Origin of the sequence: Neptunomonas phycophila (assembly GCF_001922575.1) — a bacterium.
Taxonomy (GTDB): Bacteria; Pseudomonadota; Gammaproteobacteria; order Pseudomonadales; family Balneatricaceae; genus Neptunomonas; species Neptunomonas phycophila.
In genome coordinates this window covers 2134557-2147116 of sequence record NZ_MRCI01000001.1, presented here as the reverse complement: position 1 = coordinate 2147116, position 12560 = coordinate 2134557, and the positions used below count along the sequence as shown (strand labels likewise).

The 12560-nt window shown below is 45.3% G+C and carries 7 protein-coding genes; 3 read left to right on the top strand and 4 right to left on the bottom strand.

Annotated elements, in window-relative coordinates:
• Positions 1 to 4: 4 nt before the first annotated feature.
• Both urtB and urtA read right to left on the bottom strand, forming a co-directional pair.
• Positions 5 to 931 (bottom strand): urea ABC transporter permease subunit UrtB, encoded by a 927-nt coding sequence (urtB, locus tag BS617_RS09735; RefSeq protein ID WP_075172620.1) that lies wholly within the window; start codon positions 929 to 931, stop codon positions 5 to 7.
• Between the two features lie 103 nt (positions 932 to 1034).
• Positions 1035 to 2285, bottom strand: coding sequence for an urea ABC transporter substrate-binding protein (urtA, locus tag BS617_RS09730; RefSeq protein WP_075172619.1), 1251 nt, complete (start codon positions 2283 to 2285; stop codon positions 1035 to 1037).
• A gap of 293 nt (positions 2286 to 2578) precedes the next feature.
• Here urtA and BS617_RS09725 point away from each other — a divergent pair, with 293 nt between their 5' ends.
• The 3 genes from BS617_RS09725 to fadB all read left to right on the top strand — a co-directional run bounded on the left by BS617_RS09725 (position 2579) and on the right by fadB (position 9375).
• Positions 2579 to 5977 carry a hybrid sensor histidine kinase/response regulator gene (locus BS617_RS09725; protein WP_075172618.1) on the top strand — a complete coding sequence of 1133 codons (3399 nt, stop codon included), beginning with the start codon at positions 2579 to 2581 and terminating at the stop codon, positions 5975 to 5977.
• Positions 5978 to 6010: 33 nt separating this feature from the next.
• Positions 6011 to 6952, top strand: a complete 942-nt coding sequence (locus BS617_RS09720) for a response regulator transcription factor (protein ID WP_075172617.1) — start codon at positions 6011 to 6013, stop codon at positions 6950 to 6952.
• 281 nt (positions 6953 to 7233) lie between these two features.
• On the top strand, positions 7234 to 9375 hold the full coding sequence (fadB, locus tag BS617_RS09715) for a fatty acid oxidation complex subunit alpha FadB (protein ID WP_075172616.1): 2142 nt from the start codon (positions 7234 to 7236) through the stop codon (positions 9373 to 9375).
• A 68-nt stretch (positions 9376 to 9443) separates the two neighbouring features.
• Here fadB and BS617_RS09710 read toward each other — a convergent pair whose 3' ends face one another.
• The gene (locus tag BS617_RS09710) at positions 9444 to 10421 is read right to left on the bottom strand and encodes a Bug family tripartite tricarboxylate transporter substrate binding protein (protein WP_075172615.1); all 978 of its coding nucleotides are present in this window, start codon (positions 10419 to 10421) and stop codon (positions 9444 to 9446) included.
• Between the two features lie 18 nt (positions 10422 to 10439).
• Positions 10440 to 12560, bottom strand: a complete 2121-nt coding sequence (locus BS617_RS09705; RefSeq protein WP_075172614.1) for a hypothetical protein — start codon at positions 12558 to 12560, stop codon at positions 10440 to 10442.

Below are 12560 nucleotides of genomic sequence, written 5' to 3'. Positions count from 1 at the left end.
CTCCTTATTTACGAATCTTCATGGCGAATAAGCCTTGTGGGCGAATCATCAAGATGCCAACAACGAACAAGAGGGTAAGCACTTTGGCCATAGAGCCACTGAGGAAGAACTCCATCGTGGATTGCGCTTGCGAGATTGTGAATGCTGAGGCAATAGTGCCTAGCAAACTGGCAGCGCCACCAAACACTACGACTAAGAAGGTATCAACAATATAGAGCTGCCCAGAGGTTGGGCCTGTTGATCCAATCATTGTAAAAGCACTACCTGCCACACCGGCGATGCCGCAGCCTAGCGCAAAGGTCATGCGGTCTACTTTTTCGGTATTGATACCGACCGCACCCGCCATCGGGCGATTTTGTACAACGGCGCGGACTTGGCCGCCCCAGTTAGAGCGGTACATCAGCAGATATAATGCAAAAGCAATGAGCAGGGTGAGGATCATGACAAACACACCGTTAATGGGTATTTCAATCATGTCAGTTACGGCGAACGAACCCATGAGCCAGTCAGGTAAAGTCACACCCACTTCGCGTGCGCCAAAAATAGAGCGGTAACACTGCTGTAAAATTAGGCTCAAACCCCAGGTCGCTAGAAGGGTATCCAGCGGGCGATGGTATAGCCGTTTAATAATGGCCCATTCCACAACGGCACCGAGGGCACCCGAAGCAAAGAAGGCGATCACCATTGCGATAATGAAATAACTGCCATACAGGCTGGGTAGATAGTTTTCAAAAACCTGGGACGTTAGGTAGGTCATGTACGCGCCCAAAATCATGAACTCGCCATGGGCCATGTTGATTACGCCCATTTGTCCGAAAATGATGGCTAAGCCTAATGCCATCAATACAAAAATAGAGAAGAGACTAAGGCCCGCAAACCCTTGCATTGCAAAGATGGCGCCTAGCTCTGATAGTGAGTATTCAGCAAACATGATGGCGTACTCCACTAACGGTTAACTGAGTGATAACAGAATAAAAAAGTAAAATTTCAGCTGAAAAGCTGCACCTCAAGAGATTGAAGTGCAGCCGATGAAATTACTGATAACCTTCTGGGAATGGGTTAGGTTCGATAAGCTCTGGGCTCTCATAAACCACTTTGTATTGGCCGTCAGGCTCGGCGACACCGATACGTGTTTTAGACCAGAGGTGGTGATTGTCATGAACGCGAACATAGCCTTCTGGAGCGGTTGTTAGCTCAATGCCAGGGGATGCTGCTTTTACTTTATCGATATCGAATGAACCTGCTTTTTCGACAGCGGCTTTCCATAACCATGGCCCGAGGTAGGCGGCCTGAGTGACATCACCAATAACGATGTCATCACCCCAGCGTTCTTTAAAGGCTTTAACAAAGGCTTGGTTGTTCTCGTTAGGTAAGCTTTGGAAATACTTCATTGATGCGTAAATGCCGTCGATGTTTTCGCCGCCAATACCTAAGATTTCATCTTCGGTAACCGAGATTGTTAAGAACAGCGGTTTCTCTTTAGTCATGTCAATACCGGCTGCTTTTAACTGCTTGTAGAAAGCAACGTTAGAGCCACCCACTACTGAGATGAATACTACATCAGGCTTTTTAAGTTTGATTTTGTTGATAACCGAGTTGAATTGAGTATGCCCTAACGGGTAGTACTCTTCCCCAACGGTTTTTAGACCCAATTTTTCAATGTGCTTACGGGCAATTTTGTTAGAGGTACGAGGCCAGATGTAGTCAGACCCTAGGAGGTAAAAAGATTTAGCGCCTTTAGTTTTTGCCGCCCAGTCAATACCCTCTAAAATTTGCTGAGTGGCTTCTTGGCCTGTGTAAACAACGTTAGGTGATTGCTCTAGCCCTTCATAAAAAGTGGGGTAATACAGCATACCGTTGTACTGCTCAAATACCGGTAAAACCGCTTTACGTGAAGCAGATGTCCAGCAACCGAACACGGCGGCGACTTTATCGTTGACTAAGAGTTTTTTCGATTTTTCAGCAAATGTAGGCCAGTCACTAGCACCGTCTTCTTGTACGTACTCAATTTGGCGGCCCAGTACGCCCCCCATAGCATTAATTTGTTCAATGGCTAGCTTTTCTGCCTGCACTGAACCTGTCTCACTAATCGCCATGGTGCCGGTGACTGAGTGAAGAATACCTACTTTAACCGTATCGTCAGTTACGGCTAGACCTGTGGTATTTACGTCTGCGGCCCATGCCATGTTGGATAGCATAATTGCGGCTGGCAGTGCCATTAACCCCTTAATGACACTGCGTCGTAGCTGTCTATTTTTGGAGATGTCTTTACGTTGCTTTCGCATGATAGAGCCCTCTGTACAGTCAATGGAAGTAAGTCGTGCTTGGTATGGATATAGAGTGAAGTTTTTCGTGGCTCAGAGGTATTCGTGAATTGCACTAGCGGGCTACGTCATTTAACGCATATCTGTTTTGTTGCTAATTCAGTATGGTCTTGAACCGATTGGCGCCAGGGCAAATGGGCGATGGTTGATCGCGGGTGGTGTGGAAATTGCTGTATTTATGTCTTTATTAGGAAACAAAATTTGGTGAGTGCCTAGAATCATCAATAATGGTGTCGTAAAAATAGGGGTAGAATTTGGCGCACGATAAAACGGCGAGAACCAAACGCAGCTATAACCGCTGGGTGGCTAACCAAACATTGGAAGACTACGCGCTGCGCTTTACGGCTAAAGATGCTCGTCGTTGGTCAACTGCACGTGTATCTAATACGGCTTTAGGCGCTATTTCTTTTTTAGCGTTAGAAGCCATTGGCGGGTCGTTAACCCTTAGTTACGGGTTTGAAAACGCATTGGCCGCTATTTTAGTCGTATGCGCTATCATCTTTTTAACGGGTTTACCTATTAGTTACTACGCGGCGCGCTATGGCGTGGATATCGACTTACTGACTCGTGGCGCGGGCTTTGGTTATATTGGATCCACTATCACCTCGCTGATTTACGCTTCTTTTACTTTTATATTTTTTGCGTTAGAGGCGGCCATTATGGCCTCAGCGCTCGAAATTTTATTTGATATCCCATTAGGTATTGCTTACGTCATTTGCGCGCTGGTTGTTATCCCTTTAGTGACGCATGGCATCACATTTATCAGCCGGTTTCAGTTATGGACTCAGCCGGTTTGGGTTGTGCTGCAACTGCTACCGTTTGTTTTTATTTTGCAGCATGAGCTATCAGTCATTGATGACTGGACTCAGTATCCACCGCAAGGGGATCCTAACCAAGCCGGTTTAGGATTGAATGTGATCTATTTTGGTGCGGCTTCAGGGATCTTGTTCGCACTAATGGCGCAGATAGGGGAGCAAGTCGATTTTCTTCGGTTTTTACCGGAAAAGACAGAGCAAACAAAGTTCCGCTGGTGGCTAGCTATGCTGTTGTCTGGCCCTGGATGGGTAATTCCCGGTCTGGTTAAGATATTGGCGGGCTCTTTCTTAGCCGTACTTGCGATTAACCACGGAGTCCGTGTGGAGGTCGCGGACGACCCTATGCAAATGTACTTAATTGCATTTTCGTATTTGGGACAGTCCCCGCAAGCTACATTGGCTCTGGCGGGTATTTTTGTCATTGTTTCGCAGCTAAAGATTAACGTAACCAATGCTTATGCTGGCTCGTTAGCATGGTCTAACTTCTTTTCGCGTTTAAGCCATAGCCATCCCGGCCGGGTGGTGTGGTTAGTCTTCAATGTCATTATAGCGCTGTTGATTATGGAGTTAGGTATTTATGAAGCGCTAGAGCAGATCTTAGGGATCTATTCAAATGTAGTGGTTGCGTGGGTTGGTGCTTTGGTCGCCGACTTAATTGTGAATAAGCCGTTGGGGTATAGCCCTAAGCATATCGAGTTTAAACGAGCGCATTTATACGATGTAAACCCTGTAGGTTTTGGCGCTATGTTGATTGCTTCAATAGTCGGCGTTGTATGTTATTTGGGGATGTTGGGGCCCATCGCAAAGGCGTTCGCACCGTTTATTGCGTTACTGTCTGCATTTGTTATTTCCCCCATTATTGCGTTTCTTACTCAAGGCAATTATTACATTGCGCGCTCTTCCATGATGGAGCCCACCACAGCGCAAAAAGGCGAGTGTGTTATTTGTGAGAATTGTTACGAAATAGAGGATCTAACGCAATGTCCTGTGAACGGCGGCATTATTTGTTCGTTATGCTGTACGTTGGATGCGCGTTGTCACGATCAATGTAAGGAGGGCGCGCGCTTTAGTGACCAACTAAGCCGGTTAGTGGTGTTCTTTTTACCTTCGAGAATGGCAGCGCGGTCAGACTCTCGGATTTTACAATTTAGCGGCTTACTATTTTTGATAGCGACTATTGTGGGCAGCTTGTTCTGGCTAGTCTACATGCAATTCCCGTTTGATGATGAAGCGGTGAGAGAAGCGGTTTATACAACGCTGTTACAAGTATTTTTGTTGCTGCTCATTATTAACGGCGTGTTGATTTGGCTGTTTGTATTAGCAAAGGACAGCCAGCAGCTCGCGCTTGAAGAGTCGCAACGTCAGACGGCCTTATTAACTAAAGAAATTGCGGCTCATGAAGAAACTGATCGCGCTTTGCAGCGAGCTAAAGAGCAAGCTGATTCTGCTAACCAAGCTAAAAGCCGCTATTTAACGGGTATTAGCCATGAATTACGGACACCACTCAACTCGCTGCTTGGTTACGCGCAATTACTTGAGCGTGACCGCAACTTTCCGGATGCTTATAAGAGTAAAGTCGGGCTCATTCGAAGAAGCGGCGAGCATTTAGAAGATTTGATCGAAGGCTTATTAGACATATCTCGAATTGAGGCGGGACGCTTAGAACTAAGTAGGGATCAGGTTTTATTACCCGAGCTCATGCAGGAGCTAGTTGAGATGTTTAGTGTTCAAGCTAGGGATAAAGGTATTGAGTTTTCCTATGCCGAGCATAGCGTCTTACCCAAAGTGGTTATTGCGGATGAAAAGCATGTACGGCAAATTCTTATCAACTTACTATCTAACGCCGTCAAATATACCGAAAGGGGTTCGGTTACTTTTAGCGTACGTTACCGCAGCCAGGTTGCTGAATTTTTGATTAAAGATACCGGTGTTGGGATTGAGAAAGAGGATCAAGAAGTTATTTTTAAGCCCTTTGAGCGCATCCGTAAACCCGGCATACCGCAGATATCAGGAACAGGTTTGGGTCTGACCATTTCGCGTTTATTAACGGATATTATGGGCGGAGACTTGTCTGTTGAGTCTATACCCAAGGAAGGTAGCCAGTTTAAGTTATCACTTATGCTGTCTCGCGTGGATAAAGCGCAGATACAAAAAAAGCCGGTTGAACGTCGTATCGAGTCATATAAAGGCGATCAAAAAACAATTATGGTCGTCGATGATGATGCCACTCACCGTGGATTAGTGAGCGAAATTTTATCCCCTTTGGGCTTTGTTGTGTTGGAGTCGCCTAATGCTGAGGTGTGCTTATCAACACTAGAATCGACAACGCCTGATCTATTTTTATTGGATATTTCAATGCCCGGAAAAACGGGGTGGGAGCTGTTAGCAACCTTGCGACAAATTGGCATGATGCAGCCGGTTATTATGGTGTCAGCTAATGCGACAGAGCGTCAGCCCTCAGAGTTAGAAGAAGGTACGCGCGGCTATTCGGCTTATCTTACTAAGCCAATGAAGGATAGCTTGCTGTTGGCCAATATAGCCTCCGCACTCAAGCTGACGTGGCAATATGAACCCCGAACACTACCTAAAAAACCTAGGCTTATTGCGCATCAAAACATCTCCTCTGCAAATGTGATAACACCTGGACAGGCGAAAGAGATTATCTCAATGGCTGAGATTGGCTTTCTTCAAGGCTTAGATCAGCTATTAAAAGAGATAGAACAAACGCATGATAAGCATCCCGATGTCTTAAAAGCGAGGGCCCTCGTTACTCAGTGCCAATTTGCTGAGCTCATAGCTTTGTGTAAACCGCTAATGTCTGAGCAGGTGGCTACATGAGCACGCATCACAATATAAGAGGTAATAAACTTCATGTCTCAAGCTAATGGTGTCATTCTGGTTGTTGATGATTCTGCCGAATCTTTAGGGATGCTCAACACGACATTAGTAATGGAAAATTACACTGTGCTAGTAGCTATGGACGGTGTGCAAGCTATCTCAATTGCTGAGAAAATTCAGCCGGATTTGGTCTTAATGGATGCCATTATGCCTAATATGGATGGGTTTGAGACGTGTAAGGCATTTAAGGCAAATACGGACTTAATGGATATTCCCATTGTGTTTATGACAGGTTTAAGCGAAACCGAACATGTTGTAAAAGCATTTGAAGCGGGTGGGGTAGATTACGTTAACAAACCTATAAAGCTTGAAGAGTTGTTAGCACGCATCAAAGTGCATTTGAATAACTCCCGTTTAACCCGCAGCGCTAGGTCTGCACTCGATGGGTTAAGCCAGGCCGCGTTAGCATGCGATCGGCATGGCACGTTAATGTGGTGTACCCACAGTGCAAGAGTTCTGTTAGATGTTTGGCACTGTGAAGAAAGCGCTAAAGTAAAAGTTGACCCTGATTTACGTAAAATAGATGTATTACCCGACGGCCTTCGCTTGCCCATCAAGCAATGGTTAGATAACGAACCTGAAAAACACAGTTTCTTAACGGTTAAATCATACCAGAATCCGATATCTATTCGGTTTCTAGGGATTGGCCTCCCCGGTGAATATTTACTTAGGTTGGTAGAAGAAGATGAACTCAGTTTACGAAATAGGATTAGGGATAGATTTGAACTAACGGACCGCGAAGCAGAAGTGCTGATGTGGTTATCACGAGGCAAAACCAACCGAGACATTGGTCAAATTTTATCCATGAGCCCAAGAACGGTTAATAAGCACCTCGAGCAAATTTTCAAAAAGTTAGGCGTTGAGAATCGCACATCGGCAGCAGCAGTGAGTTTGCAATTTCAAAGTACGTTGTAGATGGGCAAATTGAGAGTCTTTTATACACCCTAATACGAGCTACTTTTGTGCAGGTGCGTTAATTTTATCGTTATTTCTAATTCTACCAAGTCCCCCAAATAATAGGTTCTACCTAATCATTGTATGCTTTAGAGCAAGTTAAACTATTTATTTTTTGTGCAGCACAGCGTAACTTGATACATAAATTCCAAAATTGTGGCATGGTTTAATAAATGCTAGGTAACTAAACCAATCAAAACTATTTTAAGGTTGCTTAGCCGTTTGATATGAAAGGAGTTTGTATGTATCAGGGGAGTGCTGTACGCCTTCAACCACTTGATGGTGGCCTAGTTGAGTTAGTTTTAGACCTGCAAGGTGAGCCGGTTAACAAGCTAAACCAGTTAACACAAGACGAAATGCAGCAGGCGGTTACCTGGCTTAGCAGTCATGCCAGTGAAGTTAAGGGCTTATTGATATCCAGTGCTAAGTTTTTGTTTATTGCTGGTGCGGATATCACCGAGTTTTCGAGTTTATTTAATCATTCGCATGCTGAAATAGAGAAGTGGGCTTGGAAATATCACAACACGCTTTGTGAACTAGAAGCGCTGCCTTTCCCGACGGTAGCAGCAGTTAATGGTGTCGCATTAGGTGGCGGCTTAGAAACAGCGCTATCGGCAGATTATCGGGTACTGGCTGAAGATGCCAAAATTGGTTTGCCAGAAGTAACCCTAGGTATTTGCCCTGGTTGGGGCGGTTCGGTGAGGCTTACGCGTTTAGTCGGAGCTGAAACGGCTGTCGATTGGTTGCTAAGCGGTAAACCAAAACCAGCCGATGTTGCGAAATCGTTAGGTCTAGCTGATGCGGTAGTCCCGAGTGAATCAGTGCGTGAAGAAGCGTTACTGTTCCTTCAAAAAGTTATCGCCAATGGTGATGATTACCAAGCTAAACGCGACTTTAAACACGCAGCGCAAGCAGACAATGAACAATGGCAACAGACCTGCGAATCGATTAGGGAGCAGTATGGTAAAAAGTTAAGTCCGAACTATCCGGCTCCAATCGCGATACTTTCACTGGCTACTTCCCATCCTGTTCTTTCTTTTAGGGACGCCTTGGCCGCTGAAGCTCAATGTTTTGCAACACTAGCGTTGACCGACGTCGCTAAGAGCTTGACGGGCTTATTCATGAACGATCAAGTTCTCAAGCGTAAGTCTAAAGCTGCAATGAAGCTGGCTCACCGTGTTGATAAGTCTGCCGTGTTGGGTGCCGGTATTATGGGCGGTGGTATCGCTTATCAATCGGCTTCTACAGGTACGCCAATTATAATGAAAGATATCCGTGAAGAGGCGCTAGAGCTGGGATTGAGTACCGCTGGTGGTATTATGGATAAAGCGATTCAGCGAGGTCGTATGGATGAAGCGGGTAAAGATAAAGTATTGAGCAATATCAAACCATCGCTTGCATATGACGGTTTCGAGGGTGTGGGCTACGTAGTTGAAGCGGTCGTTGAAAACCCCAAAGTTAAAGCTGCCGTACTGTCAGAAACTGAAAGCCATATAAGCGACACGACGGTACTGGCCTCAAACACCTCCACCATTTCGATCACCGAGCTGGCTAATAGCCTTAAAAAGCCTGAGCGCTTTTGTGGTATGCATTTCTTTAATCCGGTTCATCAAATGCCTTTAGTGGAAGTTATTCGTGGCGAAAAAACGAATGAGGAAACCATCGCAACGACGGTGGCTTACGCTAATGCAATGCGTAAAACACCGATTATCGTGAATGATTGCCCTGGCTTTTTAGTTAACCGCGTTCTTTTCCCGTACTTTAATGGCTTTAACCGTCTGTTGTTGGACGGCGTTGGTATTGAACGTATTGATCAGGTCATGGAAGGCTTTGGTTGGCCGATGGGACCAGCGTATTTAGCCGATGTAATAGGGTTAGATACGATGGTGCATGCCGATCAAGTGTTGCAAGCAGGTTACCCACAACGGATGACACATGATGGGGATGTCATTATTGAGGTTTTGTTAGCACAGGGCGCGCTGGGGCAGAAAAACGGCACAGGCTTTTATGAGTACGGTAAAAATGAGTCCGGTAAACGTTTCAAAAAAGTCTCACCGGCTGCGCAAGCCATTATTAATGAGCGTGTTGGCTCTGGGATGGATATCAGCGACGAAGATATTATTGCCCGAATGATGATTCCAATGTGTTTGGAGTCGGTGCGTTGCTTAGATGAAGGCATTGTAGAATCTCCGGCTGAGACGGATATGGGCTTGATTCTAGGATTAGGCTTTCCGCGCTTCAGAGGGGGGCCGCTACGCTATATTGATACATTGGGTTTAGATGTATTCGCTAAGCAAGTCAGGAGGTTTGAAGGCCTTGGTGGTTTATATCAATTACCAGAGAGTTATCTTCAGCGATTAGATGCCGGACAGCGCTTTTTTTAAAGCTAGCCCTAAGGTTTTTCCAAGAACGCCTCACTACGAGTACTGGTTAGTGAGGCGATTATCTAAGACTAGCTTACTTTCCCTATTCGGTACTCTTTCACCATATCGCCATAATACTCGAGTTCATTTTGTATGCGTTGAGTAATAACGGTGTCATATGAAATAACGGACTTTAGTGAAAACTCTTTTTGGATCTCACGAAACTTGGGATCGCTCAACATTTTTTGCACTTTATAGTAGAGAGGGCGGTATAAGCTATCGGCCATGTCAGCCGGTGCGAACCACCCATACCAGCCAGAAATATTAGTGCTAGGGATACCTTGTTCGTTAAATGTCTTAACGGCCCCCCAACCTAGGCCTGGGTGACGATATTTACTGGTAACTGCTATTGCGCGTAACTCACCACTTTGGAATTTTTCGATTGCATTTCCGGTAATAACCATCCCTGCTGCTAGCGTGCCGTCCAGTAAATCTTCAATCATCATTGAAGTGCCACGATAGGCTTGCGGCCTAATAGCCACTTGTTTGCCACGTGCAAGAACCAGTTGTGCCATATGGCCTGGTGAACCATATTGAGTAAAACCTACATAACGTGATTCGGGGTTTTCTTCCACCCATTCTACAAAATCATCAATGCTTTTAACGTCCTTTGACACCAAGGGACCTAAAGTGAGGGCGATGGTGTACTCACCCAATATGCCCAAAGGCCGTAGATCTTTTAATGGATCATACGAAATATTACTGTGTATATGCGGTAACATGTTCAACGAAGGTGATTGGGTCTGCAGTATGGTTAAGCCATCAGGCGCTGCTGCTAAAAAGGAGTCCGTTGCATTGAAAGTGCTCCTGCCAGGAACATTTTCGAGTTGGTAAGGATAAATACTGTGTTTTTCAAAAATATCCAGCGCGCTAAGGGCCAGCTTGCTACCAAGTCCTGTTCTTCCATAACCAAAGAGCAGTCGGCCGCCAGCTGCCTCGGCGCTATTGGGAATGAGTGAAGCCGCCAGTAAAGCTGGAGGAATCGCTAAAAACTGTCGTCTATTCATTATAGGTGTACCTTATTTTCAGCCTCGAAGCTCGGTCATGAGTATCTTCCACACTTGCTTAAGCATCTGGTGTGCAATACTTTCGGGCTGTATTTCTAGTTCTATATGACCACGAAGTGCATTCAGTATAGTTGTAGAATCGGCCATTGTGTGATTAACGGTAAATCTAACTTTGTGCTGTGCTACGACAGGTACCGGCTGTCCGCTATCACTGTCATAACTAGCAATGGGCCCCCCAAACTGCGAGCTCAGGCTGATATCTGAGATAAATTCGGTTGCTGACTCTTCAATATCAACCAACTTAAGCGTGTAAACCGGTAGAGAAGGCTCCTCGGGAATAAAACGCGCGATTCGTGTTGGCTGTAGCCTGTTTAACACGTTTTCAGGTAGGTAGGCTGTGGCTAGAAGGGACTGGTTGCTTACAATACGCCCTAATTGATTATCGGGCCTTACCCATTGCAGAGCACCTATTTGCTCGGGAATATCAACAATAATACCGCTAGCTGGTGCTCTCCAAAGTAGTTTCTCGGCACGTTGTGCCAATCCCTCTACGTCCATTTTTGCTTGTATTTGCTGCTGCCTAATAACTACCGACTCGGTTAGTTCTTTAGCGGATCCGCTGATGCGGTTGAGACGCTCAGTGGCGACGTTATATCGCAGTATAGCCTCGGTGGTTTTGTATTCCAGCTCGGGTGAGGAGAAGGCCATGATGATTTGATCGGCAGCGATATAGTCCCCATTTTTAGCATTGATGGATAAAATTTTGGCATTTTCGGGAGGATGAATTGTCGCCAACTGCTCACGGCTCATTATGGAAGGAACCGTGGTAGAGTGGTCGAGCGGTAGTAGTAATAACAAGCTCACCCCTGCGGCGATTATGAGCAAGAATAACCGACGTACAACGCTCATGAGTTGTCTAGCTGCAAACGAATCTTTTATCAGACGGTAAACCGGAGCAACTAAGTAATGGCTGAGGGTGTAGACAAAAAACAAACAGCCGATGGTTTTATCTGCAAAACTATAGACCAAGTAGCTAATGCCCATCATTAGGGAAATTTGATAGAACCAAACAAGCATGCCGTACAGTGAGAAAAGCCAAATTTGGGGTCTGCCCATAGGTTCGGGTTGTTCTAGGGCTTGACCTACAATAAGGCGTCTTATGTACCAGCGTGAGAAGGCAAGGGCGCGAGGCTGCAAGTTTTCTATCTTTAGCCAGTCGCTTAAAAAGTAATAACCGTCAAACCGCGATAAAGGGTTTAAGTTAATTAAAATAGTCGTTAGCCAGCTGGTAGTGCATAAAATAAAAGCGATACTTCGCAGTATGCCCTCGGGCAACAAAGCCCATGCTAAGGTGGCTATGCCTGCAATGAGAGTCTCTGCAGCAACCCCACCGGTAGCTACCCACATTCGTTGATGCGAGTCTCTAATTCGGTTAATGCCAGCAAGTTCGGTGTAAAACATGGGTAATCCCATAAAGAGTGATATCCCCATTTTACCGACACTACCTCCCTTTATATGGGCTACATAGGCGTGTCCTAGTTCGTGTATAAACTTGAGTAGAATCAGTGAAACACCGTACGTTAAAAAACCTTGTACCGAAAATAAATGGGTAAAAGTTGAAACAAAAACATCCCACTGGCGGGTTGTTAGATAAACGCCAAAGAGCGTAATGAATAACCAGATACTAATAAAAACGCGGTGCCCTATAAGCTCAATGCTGGGTTGAAGAAAATGAATAAGAGGTAGCGGGGAAAATAAAGGAAATTGAACAATTTTGGGAGGACTAAAAAGCCTTGCAAGCCCAGTAGGGTTTACTCGCTTGTGTTGTTCTTGCAAATGTCGGTAATTTTTATTACCCGTTGCTTTGGTTAAGTTGTTTTCACTTAAAAAACTTAATAAGCCATCTAACTGTTGAGCATTGAGAGTCTGCCCTGTGCGTTCAAGTGCTGTTTTAAGCTTGTCGACGGTCCCTACTTGCCAAAAGGCTAATAGTTGAATGTCATCACTACAAAGCTGAAAAAAGCGGTGCTGGCAAGGATCATAAATACGCCAACGTTTATTCCCAGCACGATCGTATGAATCGGACTCTAAACGAATATCTTGGCGTAACGGCGGTAGGGCTTGATTATTGTTTAACAT